Consider the following 21398-nt stretch of genomic DNA (forward strand, 5'->3'; position numbering starts at 1 on the left):
TGCTTGCTTCTTTTCTATTTTCACATCGTATGTTTAAACGTAAACAACTCTTCTTTTGACTGCACAGCAGATTGTTCCTCTTCTACATTTGTCTTCTTTATCTCTCCACCTAACCTTACTTTCTTCATCGCCTCTTCTATACTTTTTACAATCATATTTCCTGAAAAAATAGTAAGTCCGAAAAATGTAATTGGGACAAGAGGAATCCACGGATGCACTGTTAAAGATCTAAAATACACTCCAATTAAACCTGACCATTCATGCGTGTAAGAATCTATTTCTTTTATCCCTTGAATCGGTCCACCAAACTGGACCGTCCCACCAAAAAACACCTCAAGTAACCCTAAATGAAGTAAAATTGTAAGAGTTTGAGTAAACTGTTGAAGAAATACGAGTATAAACGTCATATAGAGATGTGGAAAAATATGTTTTATAACTATGTGTCTTCTTGATCCGCCTAATATGCGCGCAGCATCAATAAATTCTTCCGTTCTCAATTTACGAACTTCATTCGCAACATATAGTGCAATAACTGGCATCGCAAGCGCTACAAGTAATACCACTTGGAATGAAGCCCTTTCAAAGAAAGTTGTTGTTTCTTCTCCACTTCCAAATCTATTAACAGATTGAAGAAAGAAATACGCAATCATAACTGTTGGAATGACTGTAAAACTATCAAAGAAAGCCTCAATCTTTGAAAAGCCTCTTTTTATGTATGTTCCGAGCAAAACACCGAAAAACACACCCATTACCATTCTAAGTAATGCGATTAAAAACGATATTCCAATCGTCCACTTTGCTCCCTCAATCACTAAATGTAAAAGGTCATATCCATTCCGGTCTGTCCCAAGTAAAAATTGTAATGAAGGTGAAAACGGTGGCACTTCTGGGTTTCCGGCCGCATCATATTGCAGTGTAACTTTTCTAATCTGTCCATCATTCCATATCGTATTTCCGATGCTCAAAAGAACTAATATGAGAAGAAATCCAATGCTTATCCAAAACCTTTTATCACGTTTTATATACGTCCACATATTATAATCTCTCCTTCATCGCAGCTGGAACGAGATAATGAAACAGTTTAAATAAAATAAAAATCGGAATATAAATAAGCAGCACACTAACGATGAAAACCTCAATCCTAATATCCGGATATGATTTCAAAAACATAAAAATACCTCTCGTATTAAAAATCCATTCTATAATATATAAATTTGATAACATAAACCAAATATTCGTTTTTGCAAAGAAAAGTGTACTAAGAAACACATTTCGCAAAATATGGCGATTTAAAATATGAAAACGATCCAACCCCTTTGCCTTAGCAAATAATACATAATCTTTTTCTAGCTCATTTTCAAAACGAAGCACTAACAGTTTTACAAACATAATCGTAGTCGGGATACTCAAACAAAATATCGGCAATCCTCTAATGGACTCGCCTCCAATTGCCGCAATTTTAAAAGGTAAAAAACCTGTTTGTTTAAAAAACCATATAACTAAAATTTGTGATCCTAAAATAAGAAGAATGTCTGGAATGGATTCTAGAAAGATGAGAAACGCTTTAATTCGATGTTGTATACGCGGTGAACTACTCATAATCATATAAACGATACAAAATGCTACCAATAATGAAATGCAAAATGCAGACAAGAAAATAACCATTGTTTCTTTATAATGAACAAACAACTGTGGAAATAAAAATTTATCACTTGCATATTGCATATTGGAAATATCCATTAATTTCGCAAATACTTCTTTTAGACTCTTTATGTACGCTGATACATTCAGCTCAAATCCATAAAATAATTTCGGCAGTGCCCCTAAAAAAATAATACCCAAAATTGAAATGATAAATTGAATTGTCATTTCCATCCCATTCAAAAAAACTTTCTTTACCATTTTCCCCCTTCTCTCTATATAATTTACTCCTTAATTTTATTCTTAATTTTCTGAATTATAAATATTTACAACAAAAAAATCACTAGGTTATGATCCTAGTGATTCTTTATGCACATGTTTTTCACTTTTTGAAAACGGCATATACAAAATGAAACATCCAATAAGCGCTACAATTTCTAATGAAATAATATAGTAAGGATGTGGCCCTAACATATCGAGTAATGAAGCTGTTTCTGGCTTATGAGCTAAAAACATATAATTACCGCCTGTTTTATAATTCACGAATGAAACGATTGGAATTATGATGTTTAAAAATATCATCGTACGCTTAATAGATTGCAAGGTCGGTCTATATCCTTCTACCCACGTCATAAAGAGCGGTGCCCAAATGAGTAATACATGTGCAATGAAGAATTCTATAAAGCGAAAATGCGGAAAAGCATACTGCAAGTTTGGTGTTAAAATAGCTTGTGATGCACCGATAATTCCTGTAAAAAAGACAATCTCATATATCCGATAACTTTTCGTTACAATCATAATCGACGCTAACAATAAACTAATCGTACATAACTCAAATGGTAATGAAGTAGCTAGTTCAAAAATCCCCGCTTTCCATTCCCACATATGAAGTCCAATCTCACTCCCTATAAATAGAAATGCAATCGCATACCGAACCGTTATATTCCACTCACTTTGACGTAATACATCTTGGTATTGATATAGAAAAAATATCCCCACCAACATAATAAATAATATAATGGCATGTTGCCTTGAGTATGGAATAAATGGTTTTAATGGATGCGCACTAAAATAAACTTCCATCTTCCTTCCTCCTCTCCTTCATACAATATTATTGTAAGAAAGAAACAATGAGTCAATTCATTTGCTTAAACTAGGACAACCTCTACCTTACATCTACATATTCATACCTTACAAAACTGTAAGGTTATTGTAAGCTAAAACGATTTGTCAGATTCATAACCTCTTCTATACTGAATGTAGATACTAAAACGAACGAAAAGGTGATAAATAGATGAAGAAGAAAAATAAAGTGTTAATTACTAGTGTAGTAGCAATCGGAATTGCAGCTGGATCATACTTTGCATTTTCTGGCGGTAGTTCAGAAGTAGCAATGGCATATAGCGGTTATAAAGTTACAGAAAAACAAATTGAAAATGCACAAAAATTTGGCGGCGAAGTAATCCCGAATGGAATTGAAACTATTTCATTCGATCCAACAAAGGGTACGTACGAATTAGCTGTTAAAAAAGGGGATGAAGTGAAAAAAGGTCAGCTCCTGTTTAAATATAATGATCCTACAGCTAAACAGGGTGTAACGGAAGCAGAAATGCAAAAGAAAATCGCACAAAAAGAAGTAACATTGTATCAAAAACAAATTGATGCAGCGAAACAAAAATTACAAAAAGATAAAAATGCTGGTCTTCCTCAGGAAGCATTAAAAGCATCGGAAATCGAAGTGCAACAATTAGAATCACAACTTGAAATGAAAAAGTTTGAAGTTGAAAAATCTGATGAAATGATTAAAGCAGCAAAAGAGAAAGTAAATACTCTTACTGTAACAAGCCCCGCTGATGGCGTAATTGATGATATCGTGAAAACTGCTGATGAAAAAACAGGTATGAGCGGCATTACACTTCGTCACGCTGGTCCATTTAAAGTAAAAGGTCAACTTTCTGAATATGAGCTTGCTAGTATGAAAGTTGGGCAAGAAGTAACTGTTTCATCAAAAACTATCGCTGGTAAGACTTGGACAGGAAAAGTAACAGAAATCGGTTCTACACCATTAAAGAGTATGGACGAAAATAAAACTGTTTCTAACTATCAATTTACTGTCACATTAGACAATAGTGAAGAATTACAAAACGGCTTCCACGTTTACGTAACAAGTAAATCTGGCGAAGCAACTGGTACAATTGTTCCGAAAAGCAGTATTGTGAAAAAAGGAGACAAAAATGTTGTCTTCGTTGTAAAAGATGGTAAAGCGAAAGAACAAGCGGTTACTGTTGAGTTCGAGACAGATAGCGAAGCAAAAGTTTCTGGAGTGAAAAAAGGAGAGCAAATTATCTCTAAACCTGAAAAAGACTTAAAAGATGGTATGGAGGTTGTCGTGGAATGATTAACTTAAAAAGCATCACGAAATCCTTCCAAAACGGTGCAGAGTCCGTTCAAATTTTACACGGAATTGACGTAACACTAAACCAAGGGGAATTCACTTCTATTATGGGACCGTCTGGTTCTGGTAAATCAACATTAATGAACATTATCGGTTGCTTAGATAAACCAACAACAGGTACGTATGAGTTAGCTGGGCAAAACATTTCAAACATGTCTGAAACAGAACTTGCACGTGTTCGTAATAAAGAGATCGGATTTGTATTCCAAAACTTTATGTTACTACCAAGACTTACAGCACTTCAAAATGTAGAGCTACCTCTTATTTACGCTGGAGTCGATAAAAAAGAAAGACGTGAACGCTCATTAGCTGCTTTAACAAAAGTTGGTTTAGCTGATCGTGCTACTCACTTACCGAACGAATTATCCGGTGGACAAAAGCAGCGTGTCGCAGTCGCACGTGCAATCGTAAATAATCCAAAATTTATTTTAGCCGATGAACCAACGGGAGCACTTGATACGAAAACAAGTACACAAATTATGGACCTCTTTTACGAATTAAACAAACAAGGCTCAACAATCATTATGATTACCCATGATCGTGAAATTGGGGAAGCAGCTGCACGTCAAATTGTAATTCGTGACGGAAATATCGTCCAAGATTGGAGAGGTTAATTTTGAACACGAGTGAAAATATACGCATGGCCCTTTCCTCTATCTTTGCTCATAAAATGCGTTCTATCTTAACGATGTTAGGTATTATTATCGGTATTAGTGCCATTATTACTATCATTTCAATGGGTGATGGTACAAACGCAAAGTTTAAAAAAGAATTAGGCCAAGGAAAAGATAATGAAGTAACGATTTACTACAGCAATCCCGACTTTGGAACAGATAGTGCCAAAATTACAGCTGATATGCTGAAACGTCTTCAAACTGTGCCAGGCGTTAAAGATGTTTATCCAGATGTGAATATGCAAATCAACGCTTCAGCTGGATCAAAAACTACCTCTCTCAACTTAAAAGGTGGAACCGGTAGCTTTATGACAGATGAAAAGCTAAAATTAGTTCACGGTCGTGAATTAAACGATAGTGAATTAAACCAAGCAATTCCTGCAGTTATATTAAATGAAGAAGCTTTCAATAAATTATTTAATAGTTGGGAATCAAATTTATACGCCGATATAAAAGGAAAACCTTATAAAATAGTCGGTGTGTATGAAACAAAAAATGATTTCGGAATGGCTATGGCTGAAGGTTATACATCTATCGAAAACGCTCCTGTCATTTCTGGAGTAACTGAATATGAAACTGTAAAACTAACACTAGTTTCTCCAGCAGAACGTAAAAGTGTAGAAAAACAAGCCGTTTCCGTTTTAAATGAAATGAAAGCTCCTAAATTTGAGCATAAGTTTGAAGCGCAAGATATGGGTGACTTTACGAAGCAACTAGATGAATCAATCGGTATGATGAAAATGGTATTCGGTGGTATCGCTGCTATTTCCTTACTTGTTGGTGGTATCGGTGTAATGAACATCATGCTTGTGTCTGTAACAGAACGTACACGTGAGATCGGTATTCGTAAAGCACTGGGCGCAACACGTGGTAAAGTATTAATGCAATTCTTAATTGAATCTTGTATTTTAACAGGGCTCGGTGGTTTCATCGGATTCATGCTCGGTATTTTCTTCGCTTGGATCGTCTCAATCTTTGCCGGATGGCCACTAGTTATCTCAAAAGAACTTGGACTTCTTTCAGTAGGTATTTCAATGCTAATCGGTATTGCATTCGGTCTACTACCAGCTAACAAAGCTGCAAAACTTGATCCAATTGAATGTTTACGATATGAGTAAATAAAAAACGTAGGAGTTTGCACTCCTACGTTTTTTTATTGAAGGCAAATGTAATTCCATCAACGTTTTGACAAAAATAAGAACCTCTAACTTCTATTATATAAAGTGAAACTATAATCAGTGGGAGTTTTGTTCATCACCACTGATTATTAGCCTTCACCAATCGGGCGTTTACGGGCAGTTAATGCGTGATAAATATACAGCAATTCGTGACCCAATTAATAACGATATCTTCCCTTCGAATTGTGTTTCTTCTATTATATATGTTTTAAGTTACGAATATCTTTCTAAATCTTTTTATCATTTAAACTTTCATTTCTTATGAAAGCTATTATGAAATCATATTATTGCAAAAATAATATGTAATAAAGAAAATTCAAGGCGTAATTTTTTCCATACTGCAACTTATTTTGTAACAATTATAGCTCTATTTCATTAAAATTAACCCTATATATATGACTTCATACACAAAAAATATTATATTTTTATAACTATATTACGATTTAAACAGTTAAACACCCCCTTTTTGTAACGTTACCGATACACTTTCGAAATATCACTGTTATATTGTTAATCTATTAGTAATTAAAAAAGTGTTGATTTTATGAATCATATGTTCTAATCCCCCGAAAAGCGCAAAGAAAACGCTATCAGGATATTAATGGAATTATTACAACATATTAATGCCTCGTTACGAATGCTTTGTAGTTTTGTGTTTTCCGCAAATAAGAAAATAATGGTTGCTATAATGAGGTCAACGAAAACAAATGCAATGGAGGCTATTATGAAAAAATTTATGGGCATAGCAACAGCAGCGGTTTTTGGTCTTGGGATTTTCACAACATCTGCTAAAGCAGAGACGATTGTAACAACTGATGTACTAAATGTACGAGAAAACCCAACTACTGAATCAAAAGTTGTCGGAAAGTTATTAGATGGATATAAAGTTAACGTTTTACATACAGAAAACGGATGGTCAAAAGTTAAATTAAATAGTGGTAAAGAAGCTTTCATAAGCGCTGACTACACAAAAGATACTTACTACGTAACAGCAAACGTATTAAACGTACGTGCTGGAGCAAATACAGATTCAGAGATTATTGGTAAGTTGAAAAAAGATGATGTTATTGAAACAACACACCAAGTACAAAATGATTGGATCCAATTTGAATATAACGGAAAAACAGCTTATGTTCATGTTCCTTACTTAACAGGTAAAGCTCCAGTTAAAGTTCAACCAGCAGTTAAAGCTGAAAAAGTAACTAAAGTTCAAGATACAGCTAAAGCTCAAGAAGTAGCTGAAACTCAAGCAAAAGCTAAGGCCGTGGAAGCAACTAAAGCTCGTGAAGCGGCTGAAGCTCAAGCAGCAGTTAAAGCTCAAGAGGCAGCTAAAGCTCGTGAAGCGGCTAAAGCTCAAGAAGAAGCTAAAGCTCAGGCAGAAGCTGAAGCTCAAGCAACAGCTAAAGCGCAAGAAGCAGCTAAAGCTCGTGAAGAAGCTAAAGCTCAGGCAGAAGCTGAAGCTCAAGCAGCGGCTAAAGCGCAAGAGGCAGCTAAAGCTCGTGAAGAAGCTAAAGCTCAGGCAGAAGCTGAAGCTAAAGCTCAAGCAGCAGCTAAAGCTCGTGAAGCGGCTAAAGCTCAAAAACCAGCTACACAACAACCTGTTGCAAAAGAAACTGAAACAAGTGCACCATCATCTTCTCGTGAATTACAAGTTGTAGCAACAGCTTACACAGCAGATCCACTTGAAAATGGTTATAAAGCAGGAGACCAAGTAAAATCAGCTATGGGTCATAACTTAACAGCTAATCCAAACATGAAACTAATTGCAGTTGATCCAAGTGTCATTCCATTAGGTTCAAAAGTATGGGTTGAAGGTTACGGAGTAGCAATCGCTGGTGATACTGGTGGAGCTATTAAAGGAAATAAAATTGATGTTTTAATGCCAGATAAAAGCACATCAAGTAACTGGGGACGTAAAACAGTTACAGTGAAAATTTTAAACTAATTGCTATATAAAAGAGTCAGTCTCAACGTTGAGGCTGACTCTTGTTTTATGAATCTTCCATCTCCTTCTCTCCCGTCCAAGTTAAATTTATCCCTTTAAATCCATTTCAACAGAAAAAAGAGAATGCCATAGCATCCTCTCCTACCTTCCCTATTCCACACAAGTAAACTGCGTCCAAGCTCCTACGCAATCTAGTAAGAACAACTCTTCTTCAGCAATTGTGCCGACAATATTTTTCCGTTCATCTATCGGCATCTCTTTCAAGATAATTTGCAATTCCCCTTTATATTTTCTCTATTTCTTTAATGTAAATCCGAATTTATCCCAGGCTTGTAAATAATCTAATAAGAAAATCTCTTCCTCTACAATTCGACCAACTACATTTGTTTTCCCTGTATTCACCATATCTTTTAATGCGATTTGTAATTCACCTTTATATTGACCATATTGCTCATTATCAATTAAAAGATCACCACGCTTAATTTCACGCGTATTATGAGGTTTAAACTCTTCTTTTTTATATTTCACACGACTTTGTGTAGAGCGAATCATATATTCAGACACATCTCCGCGATAAAAATGCGGTTCATCTAACACAATAATTCTTTCTAATTCTGTCGTTGTATCATATAGTCCTATATCAAATGTTTGTTTCTCTTTATTTAATGCACCTAGTGCTTGTAGTTCTTCTTCTGAAGCATACGCATTCGCAATAATGACATCATCAATTAATTCTGTCGCAAATAGATGCTTCGCCTGTGTTGTCATCGGTAATTCACGATGCTGCTCTAACGTACATAATCCCTCTGTTACTGGCCAAGGTCCATATGTTGCATCAAATGATGAAATAAAAGCAGCAGTTCTCATACCGTAATCTTTAAATTGTTTTGAGCATTTAATGAAATGATCATATGATAATCCTGAATAGCGGTGCGGATAAAAATTATGACAACCAATTAAATTTTCACGATTTGGTCTATGACTCATAATGTTATCTACATATTTCGTACCATTACTCATATTAATCTCAATTTTTAAGCCATATGGATTGTACGTCATAATCGATTCTTCTAAACCCGAGAATCCAACATCTAAACGAATACCGTAGGCACCTAGTTCATGGAAGAACGATAAATCATTATACGAAATACCTAGTTGTTCAAAAACAGCTGGACTAATATCAACTAATACTTGGAACCCTAACGCATTTGCATGAGAGATCGTTTCCTTGAACTCTTCTATAATTTTCTCTTTTTCGCCATCTACAGATAATAAACATGTGAATACACGTGTAAATCCGTATTTACTCGCTAATGTTAAATACCCCTTATCTTTCTCTACTGTCGAATGTTCTGGATAAATAGAAATACCTAATCGTCTCATATGTACACGCCTCTTTCTTCATCATATTGTAAACCTTTTCAAATATATGTAGTGAAAAAGCATGTATCCCCTTCTCGTCCACTACCTTTTGAATCCGCTTTCGTTAAAGAAAAAACAATTTCTATCATTCATAACAACTACTAGTCTATACATCTATACTTTACATCTTTTTTTCATAGTTGTGTAGTCTTTCCACAAATTTGTCAGTTTTTTACCTCGAAAATTGTTATACGCTTTCAAGACACCTTCCTTGACTGTTACATTGACCAATACATATACTCGAAAGAACAGAGAAAACTTTTATATAGGGGATGAATATATGGGAGAGGCAATACTCGTAAAGCGAGAACCGTTATGGACAAAAGAGTTTATTGCGCTAATTCTAGCAAACTTATGCATGTTTTTAGGATTTCAAATGTTAATTCCAACTTTACCTGTTTATGTGAAAGAAATTGGGGGCACAAGTTCAAATATCGGGTTCGTTGTCGGTATGTTTACCGTTGCAGCACTTTTTGTTAGACCGCTAACTGGAAACGCCTTGCAGAAATTCAACAAAAAGATCATTTTAATGATCGGTACCGCTATTTGTTTACTCGCTATGGGTAGCTATCTTTTCGCTTCAACCGTTTTCCTATTGCTTGCCGTTCGAATTTTACACGGAGCTGGTTTTGGTATTACAACGACTACATATGGAACTGTCGTTTCAGATTTAATTCCGCAAGCTCGCCGCGGTGAAGGCATGGGATATTTCGGTCTTTCTGGAACTATTGCCATGGCGCTCGGTCCGCTTATCGGGCTTTGGCTTATGCAAACATATAACTTCACGATTCTTTTTTTATGTGCACTTTCATGCACAATAGTTTCATTAATATTAACGAAACTACTTCAAATCAAAAAATCGCCGCAACCACCACAGCAAACATCTGGTACCTTTCTCGATGGATTTATTGAACGCAAAGCTTTACTTCCTTCATTATTAATATTATGTATTACATTAATGTACGGGGGAATTGGGAGCTTTATTACATTGTTTGCTACCGAGGTCGGCATTGCTGATATTAGTCTCTTCTTTTTATTCAATGCACTTGCAATCGCTGTAACTCGCCCGTTTTCTGGAAGACTATATGATGCGAAAGGCCATACATTTGTCATCATTCCAGGAGTTATTATTACGTTTACAGGTATTATTTTATTGTCGTATACAACGACAATTCCGAGTTTAATTATTGCAGCAGCGTGTTACGGAAGTGGTTTTGGAGCGATTCAACCGGCACTACAAGCATGGATGATTGATCGCGTAGCACCACACCGACGAGGAGTCGCAACAGCTACATTCTTCTCAGCATTTGACCTTGGAATTGGTGCTGGAGCAATTATATTTGGATTCATTGCACATTTTACAAACTATGCGACTGTATATCGCTATTCCTCTCTATTACTTATCGCTTTTCTTTTCATTTACATCACAAGCTTACGGAAGCAAAAACAAGGGGATAAAACAAAAGAAAAAGCCGTTGGGTAATGTTAATTGATTCTTTTTCAAATTACTTAAACTAAAAAAATCATATATACACAAATGAAAAAAGCGGTGGATTCCTAAAAAAATCACACTGCTTTTTTCATTATATTGAATGGTGAACCGTTGTTCTATTTATTCATGTTGTTCGTATGATATTAATATATAGAACGAATTGGAGGAAACTTAATGAAAGCAATAATGTACACAAAATATGGCCCCCCTGACGTTCTCCAACTGAAAGAGGTAGACAAACCTACTCCTAAAGAAAACGAAATACTAGTGAAAATAAAAGCGACAACCGTAACAGCAGGAGATATTCGCTCACGAAGTTTTACGGTTCCCTCCTCTGTTTGGCTACCTGCTCGAATCGCACTTGGCTTTAAGCAACCGAAAAAACAAATATTAGGAATGGAATTGGCCGGTGAAGTTGAATCGGTAGGAAAAGACGTTACGCGTTTTAAAGTAAGGGATCAAGTTTTCGCAGCTACCCAATTCAATTTCGGTTCTTATGCTGAGTATATTTGTATACCTGAAGATGGAGCAGTATGCATGAAGCCCTCCAATATATCCTATGAAGAAGCTGCGGCCATCCCAATTGGAGCACGTACAGCCTTATTTTTCCTTAGGAAAGCTAACGTTCAAAGTGGTCAAAACATTCTTATTTACGGAGCTTCTGGAAGTGTCGGAAGTTATGCGGTACAAATTTCCAAGTATTTCGGAGCAACAGTTACAGGGGTGTGCAGTAGCTGCAATTTAGAATTAGTAAAATCCCTAGGGGCTGACGAAGTAATTGATTACACCGCAAGCGATTTTTCTACTATAGACGGAGCTTATGATATTATCTTTGAAGCTGTAAATAAGAGTACGTTTTCAGATTGTATGAAATTGTTAAAAGAAGATGGTACTTATATAAATATAGTCGAACCGTTACCAAGCGCTCAAATGCTATGGACGAAATTGACAAGTCGTAAGAAATTAATATTAAGTCAAAACGCACCAGAAACTTCCGAAGCATTAGATTTTCTTAAAGAACTTGTAGAGAACAATAAGATAAAAGTGGTCATCGATAGACAATATACTTTTGAGGAAATTGTTGAAGCTCACATATATGTTGAAGAAGGACACAAGAAGGGAAATGTCGTCATTAATGTGCAAGATAACGGACATTAACGCTAAAAGAAAAATGCCTCACATAGTTTTTTACAATACGACGGACTAAGACCTTTTTAACATAAAAAACCAGGGCAAATTCATATGCGAATTGCTCTTTTTTATTGTTGTAAGTAATTCAATCTTTTTTCACTTTCATTATACATTCATTTCAAACCTCCCCATTTCCCCTTACATATTTTTCTAAATTTAATCAAAAAATATGCAAAGAACCATTATTATAAATACGGTGAAATTTTACTTAGCGCATCCAATTTGGATAGTTTTCCTCTCCTATTTTTACTATCTGAAAATAGTGTGATAAATGTGACTTCTTTACAAATCGATCAGATATATCAGCCGAAAAACCAATTAAATACAGGTGTTTCTTTAAAGATTTGTAAACTTTTCATCTCTTTGTAAATTTAGTGTAAATTTTACTGACAAACCGTTTACAGTGTCTCAAGGTTTAGTTAATAATTACATCGTACATGAAATTTAAGGAGTGGAATGCGTGGAATATAATATTCAAGATATGATCTTCCAGTTCATTGGTGGATTAGGTATTTTCTTATTCGGGATTAAATACATGGGCGATGGACTGCAACAAGCAGCTGGAGATCGTCTTCGCGATATTCTAGATCGCTTTACAACAAACCCACTTATGGGTGTACTAGCAGGTATGTTAGTTACTGTATTAATCCAATCAAGTTCAGGAACAACCGCTTTAACAGTCGGACTTGTAAGTGCCGGATTTATGACATTAAGACAAGCAATCGGTGTTATTATGGGTGCAAACATCGGAACGACAGTTACCGCATTTATTATCGGAATTAAAATCGGAGAATACGCTCTTCCAATTATGGCAGTTGGAGCTATCTTACTATTCTTCTTTAAAAATAAAAAAGTACATTCTTTAGGTCAAGTTATATTCGGTTTTGGTATGTTATTCTTTGGTTTAGAATTAATGAGCTCAGGAATGAAACCTCTTCGCTCTTTAGAATCATTCCAAGAATTAACGGTTAGCATGAGTGATAACCCATTTTTAGGTATTGTTGTCGGTACAGTCTTCACTTTAGTTGTGCAAAGTTCAAGTGCGACAATCGGTATTTTGCAAGAACTATTCGGTCAAGGTGCAATCGATTTACAAGCTGCCCTTCCTGTATTATTCGGTGATAATATCGGTACAACAATTACAGCCGTATTAGCAGCAATCGGTACTTCTATTGCAGCAAGACGTGCAGCATTAGTTCACGTTATCTTTAATATCGTCGGTACGGTTATCTTTACGATTTTATTAGTACCATTTACAAATTTAATTCAATATTTCCAAACGTCATTAAACTTAAATCCAGAAATGACAATCGCATTTGCCCACGGAACATTTAACGTAACAAATGCAATTATTCAATTCCCATTCATCGCTGTATTAGCATGGATTGTAACAAAACTTATTCGCGGCGAAGATTCTGCTATTGATTTCAAACCGCAACATTTAAATCCAATCTTTATTGAACAATCTCCTGCTATCGCACTAACAGAAGCGCAAAAAGAAATTGTTCGTATGGCTGAGTTTTCATTACATGGATTAAAAGAAGCAAACCAATTTTTAAATACACAAGACAAAAAACACGCTAACATGGCTACTCAATTAGAAGGAGCTATTAACAATTTAGATAAAAAAATTACCGAGTATTTAGTTTTACTATCAGAAAAACCACTTTCACCTACAGATTCTGAAAAACATTCAGTTTTAGCAGGTGTTGTTGGAGATATTGAACGTGTCGGTGATCATGTAGAAAACCTTGTAGAACTTGTAGATTTCCAAATTTCAAACCGCGTTTCACTATCAGATGAAGCACTAGCTGAATTAAATGAAATGCTTGAATTAACAATTTCAACATTACAAGATGCAATCGATGCTTTAACAAACTTTGACACTGAACTAGCACAAACAGTTATTGCAAAAGAACGTAAAATCGACCAAATGGAACGTGTTCTTCGTAAACGTCACGTATTACGTCTAAACGAACGTAGCTGTTCAGGTGATGCAAGCATCATTTTCGTTGATATGGTAAGTAACTTAGAGCGTATCGGTGATCACGCTGTAAATATCGCTGACGGTGTTTTAGGCGAACAAGGAAAAATCAATTTAAAACAATCATTATAATGAAGAAAAGAGACGCTACATTACGCGTCTCTTTTCTTATTTCATTTTTACAACCGTTCTTCCTTTTAACTTCCCTTGCAGTATAAGTGTAAACTTCTCATCTAATTCTTCTAATGTACATTCTTCTGTATAAGATAATAGCCCTGTATTTTTCCACTCATCGGCTAACAATGCCCACACTTCTCTTCTCATGTCTACCGGACATTGAACTGAATCTATTCCTAAAAGGCTAATCCCTCGTAATATGAATGGGTATACCGTTGTATTTAACTCATGCCCCGCTACGTTACCACACGTCGTGACACAACCGTTATACCGTAATGATTTTAAAGCTGTTTCTAACATACTTCCGCCTACAGTATCGATAACCCCAGCGTATATCCCTTTAAGCATCGGTCTTCCTGATTCATCACTCAATTCCGCGCGGCGAATCACCTTTTTCGCCCCTAGACGCAGTAGCATCTCTTCTTCTTCCAATTTCCCTGTTGCTCCTACTACGTTATATCCTAACTTCCCTAAAATACTAACTGCTACACTACCTACGCCGCCTGTAGCACCCGTTACTAAAACATCTCCCATACTAGGCGTAATTCCTGCTCCAATAAGCTTATATACCGATAAAGCGGCTGTAAAACCTGCTGTCCCGTACATCATACTTTCCTTTAAAGACATTTCTTTTGGTAAAGGAACAACCCAAGATGATGGCACGCGAATATATTCTCCAAAACCACCAGAAGTATTCATGCCTAAATCATATCCAGTTACAATAACTTGATCGCCTTCCTGAAAGGCGTTATTTCCACTACTAACTACCTCTCCCGCTGCATCGATTCCTGGCGTATGAGGGTATGTTCTCGTTACACCTTTATTACCAGTAGCTGAAAGGGCATCTTTATAATTTAATGAAGAGTAATGAACCCGTATTAGCACATCTCCTTCAGGTAAACTATTGATTTCTCTCTCAACAAGTTTTCTTTCAAATTGATTATTTTCTTTTTCGTTCACGACAATTGCTCGGAATGATGTATGCTTCATTATGCTCTCTCCTTCATCCGTAAGATCTTTCTTTATTATATAAGAAGTACACATACAGCTAATCACATTTTATTGGCTATATTTCAACAAATCTTACTTCTCTATCGCTTTCTCACAATACATATTTTCATTTCTACTAAAAAAACATATACTTATTCTACATCTGAAAAATAACATATAGAAAATCTAACTTTTTATAAATAAATTGAATTTTTACGAAATGTAAATGATTTGTAATGTTTTTTTTCGTCAAATTTCATTATAATAAGTGGATATGAGTGTCGTATTTCAATCCAAATGAAGGAGTACAAGAAATGGAGCAAAACCCATCTTTGCAAGAAAATACACGCAATAAACCGAAAAAAAGTAAGAAAAAAACAAAAATCATTATAAGCGTTATTCTATTCTTTTTAATAGTAGGTGGCGGTTATACTTGGTTTTTAGTAAATAAAGCATCTTCTGCTGTTCGAAATGCCGCACACGATTTAGCGCGCGGTGATAAATCTGATTTACGTGACAAAGCTGTAAAACCTATTACGAACAATGTCTCTGTCTTAATAATGGGTGTTGATGAAAGCGATGTCCGAGGAAAAGAGTATGGTGAAGCTATAAGAACAGATGCACTATTACTTGCAACGTTTAATAAAGATAGCAAAACTGTGAAGCTATTAAGTATTCCACGAGACACATATACTTATATTCCAGTTGAAAAGAAGAAAGATAAAATAACACACGCTCATGCATACGGTTCTGCTAAAAACGGCAAAAACGGTGGACCACAAGCAAGCATTGATGCAGTTGAAAAATTAATGAATGTTCCTGTCGATTATTTTGTAAAATTTAACTTTAAATCATTTATAAAAATTGTCGATGACTTAGGCGGTATTGAAGTTGATGTACCAGTTGAATTTACTGAGCAAGATAGCAATGATAATGCTGAGGCAATTCACCTGAAAAAAGGTGTTCAAAAGTTAAATGGCGAAGAGGCTCTTGCTCTTGCCAGAACACGACACATCGATAGTGACGCGATGCGTGGACAACGTCAACAACTCGTTATTGAAGCTATTTTAAAGAAACTAACAGACGTTGGATCTGTAACAAAAGTTGGTAACATCATTGATGATATTAACGGACAATTCGTTACAAACTTAACATTCGATGATATGCTTTCATTCTATAAATATGGAGCGGATTCTTCAATTGAGAAATTACAAATTCAAGGTGAAGATTGCTATATGGAAAAAGGTGATGATACATGTAGCAAATCTGCTGGCGGCGGCCGCACATATTACTACAATCCAGATAAAAAAGAATTAGCAAAGGTTACGAACGAACTTCGTACTCACCTTGGACTACCTGCCTATACGCAAACTGACTCTGATTCTAAAAAAACAAGTTCAGAGAAAACAAAAGAATCTAAGTCTGAAAATACGAGTGAACGCGAATCAAGTAAAAATGAAGTGAAAAATAATAATAGCAGTGAAGATACAGAAACATCGTCTAATGACAATGAATAATATAGAAGCAGTGCTCTATGGAGGTAGAGCACTGCTTCTTTTTTATTCCTTCAAAATAAAAAATCAGAACTTTCTAACTATCTTTTTTAATATTTTTAAATTATAATAAATGATAGTAATCTATTCCAATTACCAGGGGGCTCATACATATGAAAGCTGCAGTAAAACATAACATTTCAGATTTTAAAGACTACTTAAAATCAAACGATATATACATGGAAGAAAATATAGATGAAAATGATGGTTCTGTACATTTTTCAGTAGGATTAGAAACAGAAGCTGGCGCAAAAATTCAACTTATCGCTGCTTTCGAAAACGAAAATCCTACTGTGGATATATACTGCTTCAATGTTGCTCATGTACCTGATGAAACATCAACAAATGACATTTTACATGTCATCAATGAATTAAACACATCTTATCGATTTGCAAAATTCACACTAAACAAGCAAAATGCAATTGATATTTCAACATCTCTTGCATTCTCAGAACCAAACTTTAATCCAGCACTTGTCTTTGAACATACGAGAATGCTATATAAATTAGCGAACGACGAATATAAAAACTTAATGAGAGTTATTTGGGCATAAACAAAAGGATGGGCTGCAAGCAGCACCATCCTTTTATTTCGATATCATATCAATCCACATCTTAACAGCAGTACCTACAATTAAAATGGATAACATATATTGCAGTACTTTTTGATTCATCCTCTTCCCGACTCGCGCTCCAAGCGGCGCAGCAAAGATGCTGGCAATCGCAATAATAAGAGCTGGAACTATAACTACTTGCCCAGTAATCACTTTCCCTGTAGTAATTCCTATTGAAGAAATAAATGTGACTGCAATTGATGTTGCTATCGTCATGCGTAGTGGTAATTTTAAAATAACTAGCATAATCGGCACTAAAAGGAACGAACCTCCAGCTCCTATAATGCCTGACGCTCCTCCTACAATAAACGCTAGCAAGCTTGCCAACCATTTATTATACTTCACTTCTCCACTGTTGTTTTTTTTCGGCACAAACATCATCATAGCAGCAACCGTGGCTAACATTGTATAAACAACATTGACTGTATGCTCATCTAATACGTTAGCACCGAAACTCCCTATGAAACTTCCTACTAATATACTAGCCCCCATATACACAACTAACATTTTATCCATATCATTACTTTTCCGGTATGCCCATGCACCTGCAAAAGTTGCAAAGAATACTTGAACCGCTGTAATACCGCTCACTTCATGTGACGTATAGCCAGTAAATCCTAGCAGTACTGGAATGTATAAGATCATCGGATAATTAATAATTGCACCGCCAATCCCAACCATTCCTGATATAAACGATCCTATAAACCCAATTATAAAAAGTAATACAACTAAACTCACCTTATATCCCCCGCCTTCTAAAAAGAAGGTTATTTAAATGAATAAGTTTACATTCCCATCCGAAGCATCTGCTAAATATGCTCCTACCCCTGCAAACTCTACCCCTTCCATAATCTCTTCCTCTTTTAACCCTAATAAATCTACTGTCATTTGACAAGCTACAAGTTTAATATCCTGTTCTTTCGCCAAATCAATTAAATCCGGCAAAGGCATGGCGTTATGTTTTTTCATAATACCTTTTATCATCTTTGGTCCCATACCAGCAAAATTCATTTTAGATAATCCCATTTTATCAGCACCGCGCGGCATCATTTTTCCAAAAACTTTCTCTATGAAAGTTTTCTTTACTTCCACATGTTCATCTTTCCTTAAGGCATTTAATCCCCAGAAAGTATGAAAAATAGTCACCTCTTGATCATACGCCGCTGCGCCATTTGCAATAATATAAGCAGCCATCGCTTTATCGTAATCTCCACTAAATAAAACGATTGTTGTTTTCTTCTGTTGTTCCATGTTGTTCTCCTCCCAATTACCTGTAGGGGTATTTAAAAAGTTGTCAAAAAGCTCAAATTACCTATCTACACCCGATACTATTTTCCCATTCCAAGCTAACATACCACCTACCATATTAATCGCTCGAAAACCATAGCTTTCTAAAAACTGAACTGCTCTTGCACTTCTTCCTCCTGAGCGACAAACGATAATATATTCTTTATTTTTATCCAACTCATGCATTCGAAACTCTAGTAGACCTAACCTAATATGAAGCGCGCCTGGAATTTTCCCTTCCGCTACTTCTTCTACTTCGCGAACATCAATCAAATGTATCTCTTCATTTCGTAACAATCTTTCTTCTACTTCTTTTGCTGTTATTTCTTTCATCTTGCTATTCCTTCCTTACAAAGCGTTCATACCACCTGAAACATTTATAATGTGCCGAAATCCTAATTTCTTTAATACTTTTGCTGCTCGCTTACTTCTCATCCCGCTCTGACAAATAACGATTACTTCCTTATTTTTATCTAAATGATTTACTTTACTAGCTAACTCATTTAGTGGGATATTCTGAAATCCTTTCATATGATTTCCTCTATATTCACCTAATGTACGAACATCGATAAATTGTTTCCCCTTTTTTCCCACTATACTCTTTAATTCTTTTCCATTTATATTTTGAACACCTTTCACCGGTAAAAAACGCGAAATAACAAACCATGCAGCAAGTACAATGAAAAGCATACTTAATATTGTATTCATATAAACACCCTCTCCGTATTTACAAAACTAGTTCTTCACTATGCCTTCTTAATCCAAAACTTTAGCACATCGCCTTCTTCTGCACTCTTTACGATGTCATGGCCACCCTTATTTGCCCACGCTGGAATATCCTTAACTGATCCTTTATCCGTCACATGTACTTCTAACACTTCTCCAGTTTGTAACGCATCCATCGCTCTCTTCGTTCTTACAATCGGCATTGGACATGCTAAACCTTTCGCATCTAATACTTGTTTTACATTCATCATCTATTCCTCCAGTTTATTATTTTATAATGCATCATGAACTGCACAACGATTTGGACCAATCTCCATTTCACGCGCTTCTTCCATACTCGGATGAATTTTCCCCATATTCGTTTGACGAATTTCTTCATACGCATTTGGCTGAGGTGGTAAGTTCTCTGTCACGATTTTACGAAACTCTGCCTCATCGACAATATTTAATCCTACATTCTCCTTAAATAGATCTTGTAAATTCGCACTTACAATACCTCTTTCATCCATCTCACTTATTTTTGAATAATGAGCTGGTAAAACTATTAACTCTGGAGACAGTTCCTTATAGCGCTTATATAACGTATTTCGTAAATCACTCACCCAATCTTCAGCCTTACCAGCAAGATCTGGACGCCAAATTGAATCTACAAATAAAATATCTCCTGACAATAAATAAGAATCATCTACAATAAATGATGTACTGCCAATCGTATGCCCAGGTGAGTATAGTGCATCAATTTCAATTTTAGTACCCCCCACTGTAATAACAGATCCTTCTACAAGCGGTTCATACGAGAAAACGACTTCCTCCGCATCTTTTGGAGGTAACCAATACGTACCACCTACTTTTTCAACCAATTTACATCCGCCAGAAATATGGTCTGCATGTAAATGTGTATCCATTACATTCGTAATCGTAACGCCATGCTCTTTCGCAAACTCCTCGTATGCTTCAATCGTTCTTACCGCATCAATAACTGCTGCTTCACCGTTTGAAACGACCATATAAGATAAACACCCTTTTCCAAGGCGATTGAATTGATATATACTTCCTCCGCCCTGGATATCTCCTACTTTTAACGGCTTTACATATTCACTCCATGCTTTCATCCCACCAGCTAAATAGTAAACATGATTGAAACCAGTATCCAACAATTGCTCTGCAACAAACTGCGAAGAACCTTCTTTCGCACATACGACTAAAATCTCTTTCTCTCTTGGCAATTCATCTACAATATGATCCACACCATCTAACAAATCAAAATACGGTTTATTAATAGAAGAAATTTGTTTCCCTTCAATTTTCCAATCTTCATAATCCGTCTCATTACGAACATCTAAAATAAACAACTCTCCGAATAAAACTTTCTCTGCAACATCTTTTGCTTGCAACGGTTTAACGCTCATCTAATTACCCCCGTAGGTATATTTTCATTCAAAAAAATTTACTTCTCTATATTCCCTTGCCACTCTACCATACCTGGAATGACATTTTTCACATTTGAATAACCTTTCTCTTTCAACATTTGGCAAGCTACATCACTACGGTTACCTGTTCTACAAACAACATATATTTGCTTCTCCTGATCTAAAACTGCACTGTCTAATTCACCTAGTGGCATCGAAATAGCGGATGGAATATGACCAAAAGCAAATTCCGCTGCTTCGCGAACATCTAATACGATGCACTCTTCTCCGCTAGATATTATATCCTGCAATTCCGTATTCGTAATTGTATGAGGATATTTCACAACTTCATTCACTTCATGCTCATGTGCTTTCCTCACATAATGCATCAATCTATCTCCCTCATATTTCGTCCCAATATATTGATGCCCTACTTTACTTGCCCAACTTTGAATATCTAGCGTAGATCCTTTATCTGTTGCCTCAACTTCAATCACTTGCCCTGATGCGAGACTCTCCATCGCCTTCTTCGTCTTCACAATCGGCATTGGACAAGCCAAACCTTTACAATCTAAACTCATATCCACTTTTATACTCATAGTCAATTCCTCCACAATTCATATACATATACCTGTAGGGGTATATTAAAATGTTTTTGAA

The 21398-nt window shown here is 35.8% G+C and carries 21 protein-coding genes and 1 pseudogene; 9 read left to right on the forward strand and 13 right to left on the reverse strand.

What is annotated here, in order from left to right; all coding sequences use genetic code 11:
- Positions 1-20: 20 nt before the first annotated feature.
- The 3 genes from MR065_RS09990 to MR065_RS10000 form a co-directional block, all read right to left on the reverse strand.
- On the reverse strand, positions 21-1034 hold the full coding sequence (locus MR065_RS09990) for an ABC transporter permease (protein WP_242213523.1): 1014 nt from the start codon (positions 1032-1034) through the stop codon (positions 21-23).
- A 1-nt stretch (position 1035) separates the two neighbouring features.
- Positions 1036-1902, reverse strand: a complete 867-nt coding sequence (locus MR065_RS09995) for an ABC transporter permease subunit (protein ID WP_242213524.1) — start codon at positions 1900-1902, stop codon at positions 1036-1038.
- Positions 1903-1989: 87 nt separating this feature from the next.
- Positions 1990-2724, reverse strand: a complete 735-nt coding sequence (locus MR065_RS10000) for a YwaF family protein (protein ID WP_242213525.1) — start codon at positions 2722-2724, stop codon at positions 1990-1992.
- Between the two features lie 211 nt (positions 2725-2935).
- On the opposite strand from MR065_RS10000, the gene MR065_RS10005 reads away from it, so the two are divergent.
- The 4 genes from MR065_RS10005 to entC all read left to right on the forward strand — a co-directional run bounded on the left by MR065_RS10005 (position 2936) and on the right by entC (position 7893).
- The gene (locus MR065_RS10005) at positions 2936-4039 is read left to right on the forward strand and encodes an efflux RND transporter periplasmic adaptor subunit (RefSeq protein ID WP_098989332.1); all 1104 of its coding nucleotides are present in this window, start codon (positions 2936-2938) and stop codon (positions 4037-4039) included.
- Positions 4036-4710 (forward strand): ABC transporter ATP-binding protein, encoded by a 675-nt coding sequence (locus MR065_RS10010; protein WP_000609129.1) that lies wholly within the window; start codon positions 4036-4038, stop codon positions 4708-4710. The genes MR065_RS10005 and MR065_RS10010 overlap by 4 nt, the downstream gene beginning before the upstream one ends.
- Positions 4711-4736: 26 nt before the next feature.
- Positions 4737-5888 (forward strand): ABC transporter permease, encoded by a 1152-nt coding sequence (locus MR065_RS10015; protein ID WP_472927160.1) that lies wholly within the window; start codon positions 4737-4739, stop codon positions 5886-5888.
- A 661-nt stretch (positions 5889-6549) separates the two neighbouring features.
- Complete coding sequence (gene entC / locus MR065_RS10020) at positions 6550-7893, forward strand: cell wall-binding protein EntC (RefSeq protein ID WP_242213527.1); 1344 nt, start codon at positions 6550-6552, stop codon at positions 7891-7893.
- Positions 7894-8043: 150 nt separating this feature from the next.
- Here entC and MR065_RS10025 read toward each other — a convergent pair.
- Positions 8044-8184 (reverse strand): annotated as a pseudogene (locus MR065_RS10025) (phospho-sugar glycosidase domain-containing protein); the annotation flags it as partial.
- A 3-nt stretch (positions 8185-8187) separates the two neighbouring features.
- The gene (locus MR065_RS10030; protein WP_242213528.1) at positions 8188-9276 is read right to left on the reverse strand and encodes a DUF871 domain-containing protein; all 1089 of its coding nucleotides are present in this window, start codon (positions 9274-9276) and stop codon (positions 8188-8190) included.
- Between the two features lie 319 nt (positions 9277-9595).
- Between MR065_RS10030 and MR065_RS10035 the strand changes: the two genes are divergently transcribed.
- The 3 genes from MR065_RS10035 to MR065_RS10045 all read left to right on the forward strand — a co-directional run bounded on the left by MR065_RS10035 (position 9596) and on the right by MR065_RS10045 (position 14114).
- Positions 9596-10798, forward strand: a complete 1203-nt coding sequence (locus MR065_RS10035; protein ID WP_097904003.1) for an MFS transporter — start codon at positions 9596-9598, stop codon at positions 10796-10798.
- Between the two features lie 183 nt (positions 10799-10981).
- Entirely contained in the window at positions 10982-11965 is a 984-nt protein-coding gene (locus MR065_RS10040) for an NAD(P)-dependent alcohol dehydrogenase (RefSeq protein WP_242213529.1), read from the forward strand.
- Between the two features lie 493 nt (positions 11966-12458).
- A complete protein-coding gene (locus MR065_RS10045; RefSeq protein WP_242213530.1) occupies positions 12459-14114 on the forward strand; it encodes a Na/Pi cotransporter family protein in 1656 nt (551 codons plus the stop codon).
- Positions 14115-14150: 36 nt separating this feature from the next.
- On the opposite strand, the gene MR065_RS10050 is transcribed toward MR065_RS10045, so the two are convergent.
- Positions 14151-15149: a YhdH/YhfP family quinone oxidoreductase gene (locus MR065_RS10050; protein ID WP_242213531.1), complete on the reverse strand. Its 999-nt coding sequence runs from the start codon at positions 15147-15149 to the stop codon at positions 14151-14153.
- Positions 15150-15463: 314 nt separating this feature from the next.
- Between MR065_RS10050 and MR065_RS10055 the strand changes: the two genes are divergently transcribed.
- Together MR065_RS10055 and MR065_RS10060 are read left to right on the forward strand one after the other, a co-directional pair.
- The gene (locus MR065_RS10055) at positions 15464-16666 is read left to right on the forward strand and encodes an LCP family protein (RefSeq protein ID WP_242213532.1); all 1203 of its coding nucleotides are present in this window, start codon (positions 15464-15466) and stop codon (positions 16664-16666) included.
- Between the two features lie 149 nt (positions 16667-16815).
- Positions 16816-17256, forward strand: a complete 441-nt coding sequence (locus tag MR065_RS10060) for a hypothetical protein (protein WP_242213533.1) — start codon at positions 16816-16818, stop codon at positions 17254-17256.
- A 33-nt stretch (positions 17257-17289) separates the two neighbouring features.
- On the opposite strand, the gene MR065_RS10065 is transcribed toward MR065_RS10060, so the two are convergent.
- The 7 genes from MR065_RS10065 to MR065_RS10095 are packed head-to-tail and all read right to left on the reverse strand — an operon-like array spanning position 17290 to position 21337.
- Complete coding sequence (locus MR065_RS10065; RefSeq protein ID WP_242213534.1) at positions 17290-18054, reverse strand: sulfite exporter TauE/SafE family protein; 765 nt, start codon at positions 18052-18054, stop codon at positions 17290-17292.
- 33 nt (positions 18055-18087) lie between these two features.
- Positions 18088-18567, reverse strand: coding sequence for a DsrE/DsrF/DrsH-like family protein (locus MR065_RS10070; protein ID WP_242213535.1), 480 nt, complete (start codon positions 18565-18567; stop codon positions 18088-18090).
- A gap of 57 nt (positions 18568-18624) precedes the next feature.
- A complete protein-coding gene (locus MR065_RS10075) occupies positions 18625-18936 on the reverse strand; it encodes a rhodanese-like domain-containing protein (RefSeq protein WP_242213536.1) in 312 nt (103 codons plus the stop codon).
- A 15-nt stretch (positions 18937-18951) separates the two neighbouring features.
- The gene (locus MR065_RS10080; protein ID WP_242213537.1) at positions 18952-19311 is read right to left on the reverse strand and encodes a rhodanese-like domain-containing protein; all 360 of its coding nucleotides are present in this window, start codon (positions 19309-19311) and stop codon (positions 18952-18954) included.
- 38 nt (positions 19312-19349) lie between these two features.
- Positions 19350-19580, reverse strand: coding sequence for a sulfurtransferase TusA family protein (locus MR065_RS10085; protein WP_242213538.1), 231 nt, complete (start codon positions 19578-19580; stop codon positions 19350-19352).
- Positions 19581-19601: 21 nt separating this feature from the next.
- Positions 19602-20738, reverse strand: coding sequence for an MBL fold metallo-hydrolase (locus MR065_RS10090; RefSeq protein WP_242213539.1), 1137 nt, complete (start codon positions 20736-20738; stop codon positions 19602-19604).
- Between the two features lie 38 nt (positions 20739-20776).
- The gene (locus tag MR065_RS10095) at positions 20777-21337 is read right to left on the reverse strand and encodes a sulfurtransferase TusA family protein (protein WP_242213540.1); all 561 of its coding nucleotides are present in this window, start codon (positions 21335-21337) and stop codon (positions 20777-20779) included.
- Positions 21338-21398: the final 61 nt, after the last annotated feature.

The sequence above is a fragment of the Bacillus cereus group sp. BfR-BA-01383 genome (genome assembly GCF_022663495.1).
Lineage (GTDB): Bacteria > Bacillota > Bacilli > Bacillales > Bacillaceae_G > Bacillus_A > Bacillus_A cereus_AU.